14 protein-coding genes are annotated in these 19714 nt (G+C 51.8%); 7 read left to right on the top strand and 7 right to left on the bottom strand.

The window, feature by feature from the left end:
• Positions 1–40: 40 nt before the first annotated feature.
• From H8S80_RS13900 to H8S80_RS13875, 6 genes are all read right to left on the bottom strand, one after another.
• The gene (locus H8S80_RS13900; RefSeq protein ID WP_025529957.1) at positions 41–400 is read right to left on the bottom strand and encodes a GntR family transcriptional regulator; all 360 of its coding nucleotides are present in this window, start codon (positions 398–400) and stop codon (positions 41–43) included.
• A 313-nt stretch (positions 401–713) separates the two neighbouring features.
• Complete coding sequence (locus tag H8S80_RS13895; protein ID WP_002602631.1) at positions 714–2369, bottom strand: ABC transporter permease; 1656 nt, start codon at positions 2367–2369, stop codon at positions 714–716.
• The gene (locus tag H8S80_RS13890) at positions 2359–3450 is read right to left on the bottom strand and encodes an ABC transporter ATP-binding protein (RefSeq protein WP_117632072.1); all 1092 of its coding nucleotides are present in this window, start codon (positions 3448–3450) and stop codon (positions 2359–2361) included. The genes H8S80_RS13895 and H8S80_RS13890 overlap by 11 nt, the downstream gene beginning before the upstream one ends.
• Before the next feature lie 27 nt (positions 3451–3477).
• A complete protein-coding gene (locus tag H8S80_RS13885) occupies positions 3478–4584 on the bottom strand; it encodes an ABC transporter substrate-binding protein (RefSeq protein WP_025529956.1) in 1107 nt (368 codons plus the stop codon).
• A gap of 159 nt (positions 4585–4743) precedes the next feature.
• Entirely contained in the window at positions 4744–5520 is a 777-nt protein-coding gene (locus H8S80_RS13880) for a response regulator transcription factor (protein ID WP_117632073.1), read from the bottom strand.
• On the bottom strand, positions 5508–7220 hold the full coding sequence (locus H8S80_RS13875) for a sensor histidine kinase (RefSeq protein WP_117632074.1): 1713 nt from the start codon (positions 7218–7220) through the stop codon (positions 5508–5510). The genes H8S80_RS13880 and H8S80_RS13875 overlap by 13 nt, the downstream gene beginning before the upstream one ends.
• 229 nt (positions 7221–7449) lie before the next feature.
• Here H8S80_RS13875 and H8S80_RS13870 point away from each other — a divergent pair, with 229 nt between their 5' ends.
• The 5 genes from H8S80_RS13870 (at position 7450) to rhaD (ending at position 16337) form a co-directional block, all read left to right on the top strand.
• Entirely contained in the window at positions 7450–11991 is a 4542-nt protein-coding gene (locus H8S80_RS13870; protein WP_117632076.1) for a doubled motif LPXTG anchor domain-containing protein, read from the top strand.
• A 357-nt stretch (positions 11992–12348) separates the two neighbouring features.
• Positions 12349–13803, top strand: coding sequence for a rhamnulokinase (gene rhaB, locus H8S80_RS13865; protein WP_117632078.1), 1455 nt, complete (start codon positions 12349–12351; stop codon positions 13801–13803).
• Positions 13804–13817: 14 nt separating this feature from the next.
• Complete coding sequence (rhaM, locus tag H8S80_RS13860) at positions 13818–14132, top strand: L-rhamnose mutarotase (RefSeq protein ID WP_002602638.1); 315 nt, start codon at positions 13818–13820, stop codon at positions 14130–14132.
• Between the two features lie 40 nt (positions 14133–14172).
• The gene (locus tag H8S80_RS13855; protein WP_117632080.1) at positions 14173–15423 is read left to right on the top strand and encodes an L-rhamnose isomerase; all 1251 of its coding nucleotides are present in this window, start codon (positions 14173–14175) and stop codon (positions 15421–15423) included.
• 86 nt (positions 15424–15509) lie between these two features.
• Positions 15510–16337: a rhamnulose-1-phosphate aldolase gene (gene rhaD, locus H8S80_RS13850; protein WP_055654392.1), complete on the top strand. Its 828-nt coding sequence runs from the start codon at positions 15510–15512 to the stop codon at positions 16335–16337.
• Here rhaD and H8S80_RS13845 read toward each other — a convergent pair.
• On the bottom strand, positions 16297–17211 hold the full coding sequence (locus tag H8S80_RS13845) for an aldose 1-epimerase family protein (protein WP_117632082.1): 915 nt from the start codon (positions 17209–17211) through the stop codon (positions 16297–16299). The two genes, rhaD and H8S80_RS13845, sit on opposite strands and share 41 nt — an antisense overlap.
• 134 nt (positions 17212–17345) lie before the next feature.
• On the opposite strand from H8S80_RS13845, the gene H8S80_RS13840 reads away from it, so the two are divergent.
• Both H8S80_RS13840 and H8S80_RS13835 read left to right on the top strand, forming a co-directional pair.
• Complete coding sequence (locus H8S80_RS13840) at positions 17346–18509, top strand: ROK family transcriptional regulator (RefSeq protein ID WP_117632084.1); 1164 nt, start codon at positions 17346–17348, stop codon at positions 18507–18509.
• 135 nt (positions 18510–18644) lie between these two features.
• A complete protein-coding gene (locus H8S80_RS13835; protein WP_117632086.1) occupies positions 18645–19709 on the top strand; it encodes a tripartite tricarboxylate transporter substrate-binding protein in 1065 nt (354 codons plus the stop codon).
• The last annotated feature ends 5 nt before the right edge of the window (positions 19710–19714 follow it).

Raw genomic sequence — 19714 nt, 5'->3', positions numbered from 1 at the left:
TCCTCAGTCCTCATATCCTCAGCCCTCATATCCTCAGCCCTCATTTCGGGCCTCCCTCCAGTTCCTGTGAAACCGCAGCTCTGATCTGGTCATCTGTCAGCCCGCAGTTTCTCATGCGGCCTATAAAGTCCTGTATCAATCCAGTTACCATGTCTTCCGACAGCTTCTCCTGTATATCAGGTCGGACAAAGCTGCCGATGCCCTTCCGGGTCACGATGATTCCCTCCGCCTCCAGATACTGGATAGTCCGGTGGATCGTGAGGGGGGAGACCTCGAAAAGCACTGCGTATTCCCTCACGGAAGGCAGTTTCTCTCCGGGCTTTATGGTTCCGTTTATGATTTGTTCTTTTATGAAGGTTCCGATCTGGATATAGATCGGCTGGTCATTTTGAAAATCCATGGAGAGGCCTCCTGTTATACTGTTATATATATGTATAACAGTATAGCGAAAAAAGACGGAGCTGTCAAGTTTGAATCGGATTCAAAGTTTGCAGGAAATACGGCGGAAGCAAAAATAATCCTCCTGTTTCCATAGCAGAGCGGCTGAGGGGTAAAAAATAGTTCCCGGCCAGCTCATCACATTTTCGTGAGCCGGCCGGGAACTATATGGCTTTGTCATGGTATTAGATTTTTACATCAGGCCAGGAGCCTGTTTGTATATTCATTCCTGCTCTCTGCACGCCCTGGCACCCTGTCAGACAACCGTCTGTCATCTACAGGCTCAGATCCTTTCCGCCATTTACCCGGTTGAAGATCAGCAATGAAACGACCGTTAGAACCGTCAGTATGGTGGACAGCGCTGCCGCTATGCCGTAGTTGCCTCGTACTACCTCCGTGTAAACGGCGACCGTCAGTGTCTTTGTCTTGCCTGTATACAGGATGATGGCCGTGGACAGCTCGCTGATCATGGTAACCCAGCTTAAGATTGCGCCGGAGACGATTCCGGCCGTCATCATGGGTACGGTAACCTTGAAAAATGATTTCATCTTCGATGCGCCGAGGGAGATGGCCGCTTCCTCGATGCTCATCGGAATTTGCTGCAGGATCGCTACCGAGGAGCGGATCGTATATGGAAGCCGCCGGATTACGAGGGCAACGACCATGATCAGCATGGTACCGCTTAACATGACAGGCTTTTTATTGAAGCCGGTAAGAAGCGCAATACCGAGAACGGTGCCGGGCACGATATAAGGAATCATGGAGATGATATCCACCGTGCTGGTGAGCGCGTTCTTTCTGCGGACGACTAAGTAGGCGATCATGATCGCCAGCAGGACTATGATGACGAGGGCGCAGATCGGGATGATAATCGTGTTCTGAATACTCCGTCCCAGCTTTCCAAACGCGGAAGCGTAGCTTTCCAGCGAGTAGCCGGGGACGAAGATCTTTCCCTCCGTCTTTTTGAATGAGGTGTAGCTGACGTATATCTGGGGCAGAATCGCGATTCCCACGACCAGATAGGAGGCCGCGTGAGCCAGGAAGCCGGCCAGCCCTTTGGGCGCCTTCTCCTCGATGGGATGCAGGGCATTTAAGGAAAATGCGTTCTTATTGGACACGTATTTCTGCGCCAGGAAGACGACAGTGGTGACGACGATGGCGATAACCGCGATGGCCGCCGCAAATCCGTCGTTGCCGCCCACCTCGTTGATAAACTCCGTATAGAGGACGACCGGGAAGGTCCGGTACCCTTCGCCGATCAGCATCGGTGTTCCGAAGTCCGCGAAGGAACGCATGAATACCAGCAGGGCCGCGGCCAGAAGCGTTGGCATGATTAACGGAATGACAACCTTGAAAAAGCATTTAATGCCGGAACAGCCCAGGTTGTTGGCCGCCTCCACCAGGGAATTGTCGATATTTTTGAGCGCGCCCTTGGCGTAGAGGAATACCAGCGGGAACAGCTGCAGCGTCATGACGAGCACGATCCCGCCGAAGCCGTAGATATCCGGTATGGTAATTCCGATATTCTTGAAAAATGTAGTGATGACACCGCTTCTGCCCAACAGAAGGATCCAGGAGTAAGCGCCGATAAACGGTGCGGACATGGATGCCACGATGATCAGGATGTTCAGCAGAGATTTTCCTTTTATCTTATAAATGGAGAAGATATAGGCTAACGGCGTTCCAATCGCAATGGACAGAACCGTCGCCGCGATGGACACCTTAAAGCTGTTGAACAGGGTGTTGAAATAGTAACTCTTAGAAAAGAATTTGGTAAAGTTGGCCATGGAGAACTGGCCTGTTTCGGCATCTATGACAGACTGCTGAATTAAGTGGGCCATAGGATAAATCAGAAACAGGGCATAAACTGCGATGGTGCACAGCGTTATGATTCCCCATATGTCCAGCCGGAATTTGCTATTATCCTTCATAGAATGCCTCACTCCTTACGAGATTTACACTGCCTTCCTTGTTAAAGATATTGATTTTATGCTTTTTCACCTGGAGCAGTACCCTCTGTCCCGGCTTCAGCTCGTCTTCGATGGAAGACTCCTCGACGATTTCTACTGTCTTCTGCCCGTCGTCAGTCTCCACAAAATAGTGTGTATTTAAACCGAGATACGTATATTCCTTTACGACGCCGGAGATGCCCTCTGTTCCATCCGGGGAGATGACGAATTCCTCCGGGCGCACGGAGCATAAGACCTCCTGGCCGGCCGTCTGTTTTAAGCAGTCCATCTCCACCCGGTATCCGTTGCCGAAAACGATAGAGCCGTTCTCCACCCGGGCGGGAATGATGTTGGTTCTGCCGATAAAGGTGGCGACGAAGACATTCTTTGGTCTCTGGTATATGTCCTTGGGAGTGCCGACGTGCTGAATGACGCCGTCCTTCATGACTGCGATGGTATCGCTGATGGCCATCGCCTCCTCCTGATCATGGGTGACATAGACGGTGGTGATGCCGACATCCTTCTGGGTGTGGCGGATCACGATTCTCATCTCCAGACGAAGCTTGGCATCCAGATTTGACAGTGGTTCATCCATCAGCAGAACGTCCGGGGTGATGACCAGCGCCCGGGCCAGCGCAACACGCTGCTGCTGGCCGCCGGAAAGCTGGTTGGGCATACGCTCGGCAAACTGCATGATCTGCATCAGATTTAAGTATTTATCTGTCTCAGTCTTAATCTTTTCTTTTTCAATCTTTCTGTTTTTTAAACCAAAAGCAACGTTGTCGCGTACCGTCATATTGGGGAATATGGCATAGTTCTGAAAAACCATGCCGATATTCCGCTTGCTGGGGTCCATATCATTGATGCGGGTGTCATTGAAATAGATATCACCGCCCTCAATGGAGTTGAATCCAGCGATCATACGAAGAAGTGTGGTCTTGCCGCAGCCGGAAGGCCCAAGGAGGGTAAAGAGTTCCCCGTCCCTGATGGTGGCATTTAAGTCCGGGATGACTGTGTTATTACCATACTTCTTAACTGCGTCTTTTATAATAATTTTACTCATCTTTAACCTCCGGCCCTCTCATTTACTCTACTTGGATGACTCTATGCTTGTGAAAATATCGGTATACTTGTTCACGAGCTCTTTCTTATGAGCGCTCACATACGGGATATCCTCTTCGATTACATAGATGTCAGACATTGGTGTCATGAAATCACTGGTTTTCGCGTCTTTTAATACCGGACGGTTGGTCAGGGTTGTTCCCCAGATATTCTGAACTTCCTCGCTGATTATGAAGTCGATAAACAGCTTTGCATTATCCATGTTCTTCGCACCTTTTACGATGGTTGCGGATGCCGGAAGATAAACACTGCCTTCCTTTGGATAGATGATCTTGACCGGAGCGCCGTCCTTTACAAGCTGCGCGCACGGATCTTCATAGGAAAGGCCCACCAGATACTCGCCGTCCGCGACTCCCTTGTATACACCTGAGGAGCTCTCGATGATCTTTCCGTCGATATTGGTAAAGAGATCTTCCACGTATTTCCAGGCTGCGTCGTCCTCATATCCGCCCATAGCCAGCAGAATGTTGGTCAGCTGCGCAAATGCGGAGGAGGAGTTGGCCGGGTCGGCCGTTGCGATCTTGCCCTTTAATTCCGGATTTAACAGATCGGCATAGCCCTCGACCTTGATATCCCCGATTAAGTCGGTGTTGACGATTAAGCAGCTGCCGTCGAGTACGTTGCCAGTGATGAAGCCGCAGGTATTCTTGTAGGCGTCGAGTACGCCGGAATCGTTAGGAGATACGTATGGTTCCCAGAGGTCTTCATTGTCAAATGCCAGGGACCAGGAGCCGCCGAAGAGTACGTCGGCGTACGGATCATTTTTCTCGGACTGGATTCTCTTGACCAGTTCTCCGGTGCCGGCCTGGATCACTTCCACGTCAACGCCGTACTTTTCTTCAAACAGCGGGATTGTCGCGTTCATGAGTCCTTCGGAGTTGGGAGAGTAAACCACCAGCTTGCCGCCGCCCTTTTTCGCTTCAGGCTCTGCCGCCTTTGTATCGCCCGCCGCCTCGGTGCCTGCTTCTGCCTTCGGAGCCGCCGTTGTCGCCGGTGTGGAAGAGGAAGAAGAACAGCCCGCCAGAGCCGCTGCCGTCATCGTGAGCGCCATTGCCAATGCAATTGTTTTTTTCATAGTAAATCCTCCTTCGATTGTTGTTTGTATCTCTATTTTAGTAAATATGCATAAAAGATAATACCTGAATTTCCGAACAAACAGCAAAAATACCGAACACATCAGAGAGATCTGTTCGGTATTTTTGTATGTATCCACGGTGTACAAGTTCAAATGCCTTTATATAATCTTTATACGGTATTCTTTTGGGGAGCAACCCATGTATTTCTTGAAGACGTAGCTGAAATACTTATAGTCCCCGATCCCGCATTTCCATCCGATATCGGAAATGGCATTCCCCTCGTCCGTCAGCATGGCCAGGGCCTTCTGGATGCGGTACCGGTTCAGATACTCGATTACGGTGGTGCCTAACGCCTTCTGGAACCGCTGGTTTAAATAGCGCTCCGAGTAATGCAGCTCTTCTTCCAGGTCGGCCAGCGCGATCTTCTGATCGTAGTTTCTGGCGATGAAATCGAGAATCTGAGAGGCGACCGGGTCCATACCGCCCATGGAGTCCGGCTCCGGTATCAGAACGGAATGCTTCAGCTTTTCCCGATCCTCCATCTCACGGCGGAGAATTCCGATGTTTTTCAGTTCCAGGGCCGCCCGTTCCAGCGCCTCCTTCATTTCCTCCATATCCAGGGGTTTTAAAACGTAGTAGGAGACGCCGTTTCGGATGGCTTCCCTGGCATACTCAAAGTCGGAGTAGCCGGTCAGGATGATGGCGACGTAATCATAGGCACATTTCGTCCTGGCGATCATCTGGAGTCCGTCCTCCACCGGCATGTTGATATCGGTTATGACGATGTCCGGGTTCCGCTCTGCGATCAGAGCGCCGCCCTCTTCCCCGTTTCGTGCCTCCCCGACGACACTGCAGTTAAATTCCTCCCACGGTACGGAGTTTTTGATTCCTCTTCGGATGATGTCCTCATCCTCTACCAATATTACACTGTACAAGGTTTCCTCTCCTTATTTTTTAATCTGATATCCACCCGGAAATATTCCCCTTCCCGGCTGTCTATGGTCATCTCGCTGTTGTCCCCGTATTCCAGCACAATGCGCCGGGCCAGATTCTGGAGGCCGTTGTGCTCAGTTTTCAGTTCTTCTGATTTTAACATGGCCCGCAGGGTCTCCAGCGTGGAGCGGGGAACGCCTGGGCCGTCGTCCTCGACGCTCAGATAGAGGTAGTCTTCCTCACACCATCCGCGTATGGCGACACGGATTTCCATCTTCTTCTTAAAACCGTATTTAATGCTGTTCTCGATGATGGGCTGTAAAAGCAGCTTCGGAACACGGTATCTCATGCACTCGTCCGCAAGGGCGGTCTCGCAGAGAAAACGGTCTCCGAACCGGGTCCGCTGGATATAGAGGTAGTCTTCTATGTATCGCATATCCTCAAGCAATATGACATCCTGCTTCGTGTTGTTGATGCTGTAGCGCAGAATATGCGTGAATTTCTCGATGAGGTGAGCGGCTTTGTCGGGCTCCGACATGATCAGGTACTTGATGGTGTCCAGTGTGTTATAGATAAAATGAGGATTGATCTGGGTCTGTAGGTTGCTGATCTCGATCATGCTGTTTAAACGGATTAAATCGGTGTTGCGCGTGTTCAAATCGTTGATGCTCTTAACCATGCGGTTGATCTGGCTGGCGATCTCCTCGAATTCATCTCCGGTATGGATTTCGATCACATGGCCGCTGTCGCCGTGGCGTATGATCCTCATCTCATCGGCCAGCATGCCGACCGACCGGGCGTTCTTTTCCGCCATGAGTTTGGAGAGCCTCAAGGTCATGATAAACCAGATCACGCCCAGAAACACGATGGTCAGGATACCGATGGTAAGATAGAGCACATTTTTCGGGTAATAGATAAAGGAATAGAGAAACACGCCCTCGTCCTTCATAAAATGGGACGAAAGCAGGTACCGGTTTCCGTGAAGGAAGACCATGCGCTCCTGTGATTCATTTCTGAATTTATTGGTATTCCGCTCTGGCAGAAATCCCTCGCGGGAGCAGAAGATGATATCCCCGTTTGCGGTGGTGATGATGTTGTCGTACTGATAATCGGAAAACAGCCGGGCCCAGTCATGGCCGTTTAAATAGGCGCCCACGAACCCGATGAGTTCGCCGCCGCGGTAAAGGGGCTTGGAGAAGACGTATTCCGAGGTGTCCCCGGTAAAATAGTAGACGGTGTGATAGAGGTCCGGGCCATTTTCGGCTGCGTTGTCGCAGACAATGCCGTTAAATGCGATCCGGTGCAGGTTCATATCATCGGCGCCGTAGCTGGTATAGACGATATTCCGGTCCCGGTCTGCCAGAATTAAGTTCAGGCGGATCGGGCTGTCTACATTGTACTTGCTTAAGGAGTAATGCACCTCGCTGCCATCCGTCCCATCCTCGATACACTTCGTAAAAACGGAGTTATTTTCCGTGTCGTTCAAGTAGGAATCCGTGGCGTAATAAGCCGTTTGAAAGGTGCTGGACAGGAATTCAATGTGTGCCTGCACATTAAACCGAGTGTTTAAATAGTTAATCCCGAAAATGGCGGCTGAAAAAAACAGGCATCCGATGAAAACCAGGAAAACAATATTTCTGGTTGCCGCTTTTTCCAGCTGTTTTTGAAAAATAGTCTGTTCCCGTTTCTGTTTTAATGCCATGACGGCCTCCCATCGAAGGGCCTGCGGACAGTAACGGTCCGCAGACAGATATTCATACATGCAGTATAGCACAAGAATAAAAGGGTGTACACAAGCGGCGTCCAAATCTATTTGAGTAAAAAAATATCGACTTAAGTAAAATGGAGAAAATATCCCGTTTTGTAACCGGTCTGTAACTGAACGTCCCTATAATCAGAAACCGGACTTCAATGGAAACAGGAGGAAATGGATGAAAGGATATTCGTATTTAAAGAGGGCGTTTACATGGCTGCTTACGGTTGTCATCACAGTATCGTATGTGCTGCCGGGGACTGCGGTAACGGCATGGGCGTCAGAGAAAGAGGAGGCGGGAGAGTATCCCCTGCTGGGCTATATAGATGACATCACCGTTCTGTTCGACGGGAAAGAAGCGGCGCCGGGAGATGAATTCAGTGATCTGGACCCGGAGGAAACGTATGTCGTATCGGCCTCGTATCAGAGCGGCGACATTGCGGAAGCGCTGCTTGGCGGAGCGCTGGCGGCGGGAGTGGAATATAAGATTCCGCTGCCGGATGTATTTCCGGTTTCCGGCAATCAGGAAACGCTGGAGCTTGTCCTGAAGAAAAATGAGACAAATGCGGAGCTGTATGACCGCCTTGGAGAAAACAACCACGTGATAGGAACCGTGACCTTCACCTTCCGTCAGGCGGTGCCGGCCACGGCTTCTGACAGTACCGCCAGCCGCGGCAGCTTTGCGTCTGTGCGGTTCAACCGCTCTTTTGTTGAAAAGATTCAGCGGCTGAACGGGAGAACACAGCAGAAGAAGGCATCTCCGTCGGTGGCCACGGTCTCCCAGCTGTCGGACGACGAGCCGGAGGAGGACATCATCGAGGTGAGCGACATCTGGTTCTCCTTCCGGGTATCGGGGAGTGTGGAATGGAGCAATATCTGCAGTAAGGATGTGTATGAGACGGTTCTTCCATTTGAGGGCTTCGGTGACATTTCCCTTCAGTTTCAGGAGCCTGTTCTGGATAAGAAGGAGCAGATAAAGATATCAAAGGAATTTTCCTTCCGGGACTCGAGAGGAGCCGCGGTCTGGGAGATTACCGCAAAGACCACAAATGGTGCAAAATTTCCGGAGGGTACCGTGATCCATGATACCTACAGCGACAATTCCGTCTGGCTGGAGGATGAGGTAACGGTCGTTTCAGACGGGAAAGCACTTGGCACTGAGGACTATGCAATCGAAGCGATACCGGAAATACACGGTTTTGCGGTGACACTCCTCCGGGATACGGTCTCTCCGGTGACCATGACCGTAAAGACGAAACCGGTTATGGATCTGGATGCCGTAGACAAACCGGTTATGGATCTGGATGCCGCCGGCGTCGTAGACAAACCGGTGACAATTAAAAATCAGGCCGGTATTACCGTCGGCGATCTGGCGCTTGATACGGCCGATCAGACGTATACCTATCCGGCGGCATTGCTGCAGAAAACGGCCGGGGAGATGAAAAACGGGATTCTGCCGTGGACGCTGACGGTGAATCCCGGCGGGGCATATCTGGAGGAAGGCTTCACCATTTCAGATGAACTGAATGAGAAACTGACTTATAGCGGCAGTTTCAAAGTGTATTCCTATGAGGGAAAAGACAACAGTTTGAAGCTGACTGAGCTTTCCGGACACGGAATCACGGACGCCTACGATGAAGAGAGCAGGGTATTAAGCTTCGATATACCGGAAGGGCTTGAAATCCCCCTGAAAATAGTATTTGAGACTGCGTATCAGGAGGGATTAAACGGAGGCGAAACGATCACCAACGTGGCGACGGCCTATGTGGCAGACCATGTGATCCGCTCGAAGCAGGCAGCAGGCAGTATCCCGGGCGGCCAGGTCCTCTCCAAAGAGGGAAAATGGGATGGGCGTCAGATTACCTGGTCCATCCATATCAACAAACAGGAAATGCCGCAGAACCACGTAATCATCACCGATTTGCTTCCAGTCGGCCAGGAATTTACCGGAACCGTCACAGTCAGTGACGAAGGACAGCCTGGCGGAGCGGTGGAGCTCTATCGTTTCGGCGGTGAGGAACCGGAGAGTACCATGGCGGTGGAGCTGGAAGGAAAGGAAACACAGCTTACCTTTACCCGCGGGATCGTGGAAGAGGACGGGGAGGATAAGGGAAAAGAGTACTTTACCATTGATTTTGGTGAAGATTTCGTGATGGAAAAAGCCCATGTCGTGACTGTACACACCTTTTTAAACGGGCAGGACAACGTAACAGACAACCAGCAGCGGGCATACGTAAACCATGTGGAGCTGGAAGCCGATGAGAAAAAGATCGTCATGGATTACGATGGCAGCGTGAAGCTGACGCCGCCCGTTGTGCTCAAGAAGACGGGAGCCTATGACGGCAGTACCCAGAAGCTTAACTGGACCATAGAGGTCAATGGGGGAGAGTTTTTACGCAAGGGCTATGTGTTGAAAGACTGTCTGGCACAGCCCCATGCCAACAGCGGCTCCTACCCGGTTGCGGATGGAGGGAAGCTTAAGGACCACACCGATATTTCGTCAGTCAGGATAGAAGTGAGGGAAAAAAGCAGCCCGGATGGACCAGCTTCGAAAACCTGGCATACGGTGCTGGATACAGAGACGGGAACCTGGAATCCCGCGGCAGTTTCCGAAGGCTTTGAACTCACGTATCAGACAGGAAGCTACGAAGCATTAAAAGGAGCCGGGCCGGTAACGGATGGAACCGTGGTAGCTTCCGCGGAAGCGGTGGAAGCCATGATCCGGAATATCATGAACGACGGAACGCCGGAAGTGCTGGCATTTTCCTTCGGCGATATTGATCAGTATTTCAAAGTGACCATAGGAACCACATTCAGAAAGACCGCGGGTGAAACCATCAATCATCACGATGAGATCACATACAGAAACCGGGCGGAAAGCTGGTACGAGGGGCTGAAGGGAACGATCGGAGCGGATGGACTTTATCAGTACAAGGGCATGCGCCACATGATCGATTTCCGGAAGAGTTCCAAAGTGGAAGGCAAAGATGCCATTCTGTGGAATATCAATATCAACGACGATAAGTTCCCGGTGGATATAGAAAATGACTGTGACCATGCGTCGCTTGGACTTGAGCCGGGACTCTGTATCACGGATACGCTTCCCAGAGGAATGGAACTCAAAGACGGCCGGATCACCGTAAAAAAGAGCGGCCGGGAAATAACAATGACCGAGGGTGTTCATTACGTTCTCACCGGGGAGCCGGGAGAGCAGACGCTGATTATCCACATTCCGGCTGAGTTTAATGAGGAGGGCCAGGCGCGTCTGGCAGATTCCTTTGTCGTGACATACCGCACGCAGGTGATGACGCTGGAAGGAATGCTTCTCAATACGCCGGTGGTCTACCAGAACGCGGCAAAATGGAGTTATAACCAGTACGTTTCAAAGGAGACCTCCAGTTCACAGAAGATCATCATGTATGACATGTCCGCCGATGCCGGAGGCACGGGAACCGGACTGAAAAAGGCGGAGATAACAAAGTATAAGGTCGATAAACACGGAAAGAACCGCGTAATATTCCCGGGAGTGGAATTTACTCTGGAAAAGAAGGTTGACGGAAGCTGGGTGAAGGTGACTGCGGCCAGAACCGGAGACGATGGAAAAGTGAGCTTTGCAGCTCTGAATCCCAAGACCGAATACCGGATCCGGGAGACGGGCGGTTATGAGGGATATGAACCGTCAAACGATGTCCATATCGACTTTTCGAAGGGGAATTTTGCGGAGGACGTGATCAATTATCCGATTGATGAGGAGCCGGAAACGCCACCTGAAACGCCGCCGGTGACAGAGCCGGAGACGCCGCCAGTGACGGAGCCAGAGACACCGCCGGTGACGGAGCCGGAGACACCGCCGGTAACTCAGCCAGAGACACCGCCGGTGACAGAGCCAGAGACACCGCCGGTAACTCAGCCAGAGACGCCGCCAGTAACGGAGCCAGAGACACCGCCGGTAACGGAGCCGGAGACACCGCCGGTGACCCAGCCTGAAACGCCGCCGGTGACAGAGCCAGAGACACCGCCGGTAACTCAGCCAGAAACGCCACCGGTGACAGAGCCAGAAACGCCGCCGGTGACCCAGCCAGAGACACCGCCGGTAACTCAGCCAGAGACACCACCGGTAACTCAGCCAGAGACGCCGCCGCCAGTAACTCAGCCAGAAACGCCGCCAGTGACAGAGCCAGAGACACCGCCGGTGACCCAGCCAGAGACACCGCCGGTAACTCAGCCAGAGACACCGCCGGTAACTCAGCCAGAAACGCCGCCAGTGACAGCGCCTGAAACACCGCCAGTGACAGCGCCTGAGACACCGCCAGTGACTCAGCCAGAGACACCGCCAGTAACAACACCGGAGGCCACACCGCCAGTATCCCCTGAAACACCGGAAAACGGGGGCGGGAGCAGTCACGGAAGCGGTCATAATTCCGGCGGCAGTGTACCGAGGCCGGGACAGACCGGTACCGTAACGGAGGGGCCGGGATATACTGGCCATACGGAGACGATTCCGGATTCGGAGATTCCGTTAGCGGCAATGCCGACACCGGATTTACCGGGAAATACGGAGATTACCATAGACGATGGAAATGTGCCGCTATCAGGTCTGCCAAAGACGGGAGAGCGCAGACGGCCTGGCTTTAGCCTGTTTATTGCCGCCGGAGTACTTGGCCTGGCGGGGCTGGGACTGACCGGCAGAAAAAAACGGAGAAATCGGACTGAGCGCTAGAGGAATCAGACGCATCAAATGAGTATAATACAGGGATCTGTGAAAGCAAATGCATACAGATCCCTGTATTTTTTATGTAATAGTGAAGTTCCCCTATTACATAAAAAGCCCTCCGGGCAGGATGCACACATCGCGCCAGGGAAATATGGCTGCTGAAGCAGCTGCGCTCCGGCGCGAGCGTCTAGCGAGCCGGACTCTTTGTTCTATTTAGACTAAAAACCAAGCCATACTATGAAACAGAAACTCCCCGGCGCCTCCAACCTGCAAATAAGGACACATTTTTTAATAAACCGAGACCTTTTTTTCTGCCTGATAATTCGATAAAATATGATTAGAAAATATCGGAGGGTGATACAAATGGAGAACTATTACCTTGCAGTGGACATCGGCGCCTCCAGCGGCCGCCATATCCTCGGCACAGTGAAGGACGGAACAATCAGCCTGGAAGAGATCTACCGTTTTGAAAACGGCATGGAGAAGAGAAACGGCCATCTCTGCTGGGATGTGGAATCCCTGTTTCACGAGATCAAGATGGGAATGAAGCAGTGCGCGGCGCTGGGAAAGATTCCGTGCAGTATGGGAATCGATACCTGGGCGGTGGATTTTGTCCTGCTGGACAGAGACGGACGGAGGCTGGGAGACGCGGTCGGCTACCGGGATGACAGGACGAAGGGCATGGACGAAAAGGTATACGAAGTCATTTCTCCGGATGCCCTGTATGAAAGGACTGGAATCCAGAAGCAGATATTCAACACCATCTATCAGCTGATGGCGATGAAAGAGGAACAGCCGGAGGCACTTTCCGGCGCGGAGTCCCTGCTGATGATCCCGGATTACTTCCATTATATGCTGACCGGCGTGAAGAGACAGGAATATACTAACGCGACGACCACCCAGCTGGTCAGTCCGGTGACGAAGACGTGGGACTATGAGCTGATTCGTCAGCTCGGATATCCTGAAAAACTGTTTACCGAGCTGTCCATGCCGGGAACCGTGGTAGGGACGCTGACGAAAGCCGTGCAGGACGAGGTCGGCTTTAACTGCAAGGTGGTTCTTCCTGCGACCCATGACACAGGCTCCGCGGTTATGGCGGTCCCGGTTCCGGAAAACGGGGAAAGAAAAGGCCATGAGACTGAAAAAACACATGATACGGACGGCGGCCTGTTATACATCAGTTCCGGCACCTGGTCCCTGATGGGCACCGAGTTAAGCGAGGCCGACTGTTCTGCAGAAAGCCGGAAGGCCAATCTGACAAACGAAGGCGGTTATGAGTATCGTTTCCGCTATTTGAAGAACATCATGGGCCTGTGGATGATTCAGTCTGTAAAAAAGGAGCTTGCCGCGGCCGGAGAAGCCTATTCTTTCGCCGAACTTTGCCGCATGGCGTCCCATGAGACCATAAAGTCCATTGTGCCCTGCAACGACGACGTATTTCTCGCGCCGGAGAGCATGACGGAAGCGGTAAAAGCGTATTTAAAAGAATCCGGCCAGGAAGTACCGGAGACGGCCGGTGCGCTGGCGGCGGTCATCTACAACAGCCTGGCTCAGTGTTACAAGGAGACGGTGGAGGAACTGGAAGCCATCACAGGCAGGACGTATCAGGCTGTGAATATTGTGGGAGGCGGTTCCAACGCAGAGTATTTAAACCAGCTGACTGCAAAGGCCACGGGGAAAACGGTATACGCGGGTCCGGGCGAGGCAACCGCCATCGGCAATCTTCTGGCTCAGATGATCAGAGCCGGAGAATTTCAGGGGCTTACGGAAGCGAGAGCGGCCGTATACCATTCATTTGAGATCAGCACATACGAATAACGGAGGAACTGAGGATGATACATAAATCATTTAAAATGCATCTGTATGAAGGCATGGCCGAAGAGTATGAGAGGCGGCACAACCTTTTATGGCCGGAGATGAAGGACATGATCCATGAGTATGGCGGCCATAACTATTCTATTTTTCTGGACAGCGAGACGAATGTGCTCTATGGCTATATCGAGATTGAAGAGGAAGCAAAATGGGCGAAATCAGCAGACACGGCTATTAACCGCAAATGGTGGGATTATATGGCCGACATCATGGATACAAACCCGGACAACAGCCCGGTGAGTGTGGATTTAAAGCCGGTATTCCATCTGGACTGACCGGCGGTACAGATAAAATCAGAAAGAGGAGAATGATATCATGACAGTAAAAGAGAGATATGAAGCCGCAAAGGAAATTTACCGTGCAGCCGGTGTGGATACGGACGCCGCCCTGGAGGCCCTGAAAAATATTCCGGTTTCCATGCACTGCTGGCAGGGAGACGATGTAATTGGATTTGACGGGGCAGGCGCACTTTCCGGCGGGATTCAGGCGACCGGAAACTACCCGGGACGCGCAAGGACACCGGAAGAGCTGATGGCCGACATGGACGAGGCGCTCAGCCTGATTCCGGGAACACACAGAATCAACCTTCATGCAAGCTATGCCGTATTTGAAGAGGGCGAGTGGGCAGACAGAGACAAGCTGGAGCCGAAGCATTTTGCAAAATGGGTGGAATTTGCAAAGGAAAGGGGCCTCGGAATCGACTTTAACCCGACCTTATTCTCCCACGCGAAGGCGGAAAATGCCACATTATCCAGTGAAGTTTTAGAGATCCGCAAATTCTGGATCGACCATGTGAAGGCATGCATCCGCATTTCCGAGTATTTTGCAAAAGAGCTGGGGACGCCATGTACCATGAATATCTGGATTCCTGACGGATTCAAGGACATTCCGGCGGACCGCACGGCTCCGAGAGCGAGACTGAAGGATTCCCTGGATCAGATCCTTTCCATCGATTACGACAAGTCCAGCGTGTTTGTGGCGGTTGAGTCCAAGGTGTTCGGAATCGGTATGGAAAGCTGCACGGTCGGTTCCCATGAGTTCTATATGAATTACGCTTCCAAGAATGATATTTTATGCCTGCTGGACAGCGGTCACTATCACCCAACAGAGGTTGTTTCCGACAAGATTTCTTCCATGCTTCTGTTCTTTGACAAGGTGGCTCTTCACGTGACGAGACCGGTGCGCTGGGACAGCGACCATGTAGTCTTATTTGACGATGAGACGAGAGCGATCGCGGGGGAAATCATCCGCGGCGGCGCAGACCGCGTCTTACTGGCCCTCGATTTCTTTGATGCCAGCATCAACCGCATCAGTGCCTGGGTTGTAGGCATGCGCAATATGCAGAAAGCGCTGTTAAACGCATTGCTTCTTCCGAGCGCCAGGATGGCGGAACTTCAGAACAACAGGCAGTTTACGGAATTAATGATGCTTTCCGAGGAAATGAAGACCTATCCGTTAGGCGATGTATGGGATTACTTCTGCGAGCAGAACGGCGCCCCGGTTAAGGAAGCATGGTTTGAGGAAGTAAAGAGGTATGAGGCCGACGTTCTGGCAAAGAGAAGTTAAGGATGCAATGCGGCCTCCGTGCCGTTATGGAATAGAAAAAAACGAGAATAAAAATTACAAGAACAGAAAGAACAGGTGTAAATAAAATGAAAGTAACAGAAGCAGAATTTGTAAAAGGCTTTATCCGTCTCTGTGACGACGGTTTCAAACAGAACTGGCATGAAAGAAACGGCGGCAACTTGAGCTACCGCATCAAACCGGAAGAAGTGGAATCCGTGAAGGAAGAATTAACAGACACGAATCCATGGCAGCCGATCGGAACCAGCGTTCCGAAGCTGGCCGGCGAGTATTTCATGGTAACGGGAAGCGGAAAATACTTCCGCAATGTAATCCTTGATCCGGCGGCCAACAGCTGCATCATCGAGGTAGATGAGGCGGGAGAGAACTACCGCATCTGCTGGGGCCTGGTGAATGGCGGACGCCCAACCAGCGAGCTCCCATCCCATCTGATGAACCATGAAGTGAAGAAAGAAGTTACCAATGGAAAGCACCGCGTGATTTACCATGCGCATCCGACCAATGTCATCGCCCTGACCTTCGTTCTTCCGCTGGAAGACAAGGTATTTACGAGAGAATTATGGGAAATGGCTACCGAGTGTCCGGTCGTATTTCCGGATGGCGTCGGCGTAGTCGGCTGGATGGTTCCGGGCGGACGCGACATCGCCGTGGCCACCAGCGAATTGATGAAGAAGTACGACGTTGCCGTATGGGCTCACCATGGCCTGTTTGCCTCCGGCGAAGATTTTGATCTGACCTTCGGCCTGATGCATACCGTGGAGAAGTCCGCTGAAATCCTGGTAAAGGTTCTGTCGATCCGTCCGGATAAGCTGCAGACCATTACGCCGCAGAATTTTAGGGATCTGGCAAAGGATTTTAAGGTAACACTTCCGGAAGAGTTTCTGTACGAGAAATAAGAGGCCTTACTGCCATGGAGAGGTCGTGGGAGGCGCCTGGTTCCAGTCTTCGGACATGATTTTTATGAATCAGCTCGTCCCCTTCTCCTGTGCGGGCTCCGGAACCGTTCCAGGGCTCGATGCAGAGAAACGGCGCCCTGTCCGGGTACACGGTCCAAAATGCAATCGTCTCAAAGTCCGGATAGGAAACCTCGACGCCACGGCCGCTTTCCCGATGGACGAGAGAGACACGGCGTGAGGCGATTTCGGGAAAATAGAGGGCATTGTCCTGGAAGAGTTCCCTGGAAAGGGGAATGATACGGCCATGCAGTTCGTATCCGCTTCCGCCGGAGAGATACTCTCCCAGGAGACTGTCAAAGGGCATGGCATAAGTGGATTCCTCTTTCTCAAATACAAGACAGTAGTCCTCGAAGGCAGCGTCTTCCTCCATAGGACAGCAAAAGCCAGGATGGGCTCCGATGCAGTAATACAGGGCAGAGGAGTCCTTGTTGGTGACCCGGTATTTCAGGAGGAGGCTCCCATGCTGCAGCTCATAGGTCAGCGACAGGCAGAAGGACCAGGGATACATGGTTTTTGTGTATTCGCTGTCCTGAAGAAGGAAGGATACGCTGCAGTCTGTCCGTGTGGTCCTGTGAAACTCCATATCCTTGCAGAAACCGTGCTTTGGCAGGCTGTATTCGCTTCCGTCTATCACGATCCGGTTGTCCCGGCAGCCTCCAACCACGGGAAAGAGGAGCGGAGAACAGCGGTCCCAGAAGCGCGGATCCCGCTGCCAGATGTATTCTTTTCCACTGCGGTCTTTTAAAGAAACAAGCTGTGCTCCTGCGCTGTCAATCACCGCGGTCAATTCTGAATTTCTAATTGTAGTCAACATAAATCTTCCCCATTTCTGTAAATTGATACGAATACTATACCATCCTTTTTGCTTGCCGGAAACAGGAATATCGAGTATGATAGTGATAGTGAGTGCTCCCGGGAGTACTCTAGCCAGGAAAGGAGGCTTGTCCTATGCTTCGCATTGAAAACACCGGAAAATCTCAGATGAAATCCAGAAACAGGGTTCGCGTATTTCGCGAAATTTTAAATCATGAAGGCATTTCCAGAAAACAGCTGGAGAAGCGCCTGGGCCTTTCTGCGCCGTCCGTCACGCGGGTAGTGGAGGAACTGCTGCGGGAGGGGCTTATTTGTGAGGAAGGCACCGAACAGACCCATATGGGGCGCAGGCCGGTTATGCTCTGCGTCAAAAAGAATGCCTATTACAGCGTCGGAATGAATTTAAGCAGATCGAGGCTTTACTACTGTATCAGGAACCTGGGAGGAGAACCGGTGCATTCCGGTGAGATAAGGCTTTTAGGGAAAACGAAAGGGGATCAGCTCTTAAGCCTGATGGAACATGCCGTCCAGGACTGCTTAGAGTCTGCAGGCATTGAGAAGAAACACCTTCTTGCCATTGGTATTGCCTCCCGCGGAACGGTAAACGAAGGAAAGGGAAGCGTAATCTATTCACCCGACTCAGGAGAGGAGATCCATGTTAAGGAATACATGGGAGCGCGGTATGACTGCGAGATTCTCGTGGAAAACAACGTGATTGCCGACTTAAAAGGGCAGTATCTGGACTTGAGCGGCACCAACCGGAATCTGGTGTATCTCTACATTTCCGACGGTGTCGGAGGCAGCATTATCTGCAATGGCCAGGTGATCGACGGCGAGAACAGCATGGCAGGTAAGTTTGCCCACATCCTTGTGGAGAGCGGAGGAAGACGGTGTGCCTGCGGAAAAAGAGGGCATTTGGAATCGTATGTGTCAAAGCCGGCCATGGAAGAGGCGTACTTCGAAGCCAGCGGGAAACGGCTGGAGCTGCCGGAGATCTGCAGACTGGCTGGCGAGGGGGAGAAGGCTGCGGCCGCGGTCCTTAAGGATGCCATTGACAAGCTGGCGATCGGCATTAATCAGATTCTTCTGGTTGTGAACCCCGGAACGCTTGTGTTGTATGGCGATCTGTTCGAGAGCGTCGATGGGATTCTGGAGCGTTTGAAGCAGAAGACGAAGGAACTGGCCTTTACGGAGGAGATCGCCGACAACTGCTGGATGGTGAGAGAGACGAAAAATGTCCGCATTGAGGATAGCATTGCCAGACTGTCTGTGGAGCGGGCTTTGGAGATTATTGTCTAAACTCAATAAAAAAATATAATTTCATATTGAAATAATATAGAGATGTGATATAATGATAAAAAGACAACGGGGTGTGTCTTAAAAATTTAACTAATTAATTTCAAAATGAAATTATATGAAAAGGAGAGGCAGCAAATGAAAAGAAGAAATTTGATGGCATTGGTACTTGCGGGAGTTATGGCGGCGTCGGTTATGGGATGCGCCAGCCAGAGCGGAGCGAAGAATCCGTCTGAGACACAGAAGGAGGCGGCCAAAGAGGGAGCGTCTGATGAGAGTGGAGCCGCCGACAGCGCCGTCGTACCGGCCGGCAGCTGGAAACCGGACCATGACATCACGATCCGTGTTCCCAATGCAGCAGGGGGAACCATGGACACGATCACGAGGATTTTGGGACAGGGAATTCAGCAGAGCACGGGAACGACGGTTATGATTAATAATCTGACCGGAGCGTCAGGAGCTATTGCAGCCAATGATCTTCTTGCCAAGGACGCAGATCCCTGCGAGCTGATGACGTCTGGAATCGCGCTCTTTACACTGGCGCCTCTCTTTAATCAGGATATTAAGGTCAGCCTTGACGATTTCGCCATTGTATCCGGCATGGTATCTGAGGATTTTGTACTCTGTGTGAACCCGGAGAAGAGCGGCATCCATAACTGGGAGGAACTGAAGGCCTATGGAGAGAAGGAGCGGATTCTGTTCGGCTCCAATACACCTGGAGGAACGACTCATATGCTGGGCACGGCGCTGTTCGGAGAAGCGGGCTTAAACGCGGAGGCCGTGACATCGGGCGGAACGAATAAGGATATGCTGGCCCTGACCTCCGGTGACGTAGTCTGCGCCATTGGCAATGCCAGTGCCTGTCAGCAGTTTATCGAAGAGGGGACGGCCGTTCCCATCGTGGTATTTTCAGCGGATGCCTATGAAGGATTCGAAGGTTTTGCCGTTCCGTCTGTCGTGGATTTGGGATATGATATTCAGTTCAAATCCTGCAACTTCCTGATGGCGAAAAAGGGAGCGGATCAGGCGGCTCTGGATCAGATTCATGACATGATTCAGGCCTATACGGAAACAGAGGAATGTAAGAAACTGGCCGAGAGTGCAAAATACGTCCCGGATATTGCCGACGGCGATACCGTCCGTGCCATGATTGAGGATTCCGCAAAAATGTGCCAGGAAATCTACGAAAAATATTATCACTAATAAGG

The organism is Hungatella sp. L36, assembly GCF_014288035.1.
Note: the sequence above shows the minus strand (reverse complement) of the source record. Positions and strands in the feature narration are given on the sequence as shown.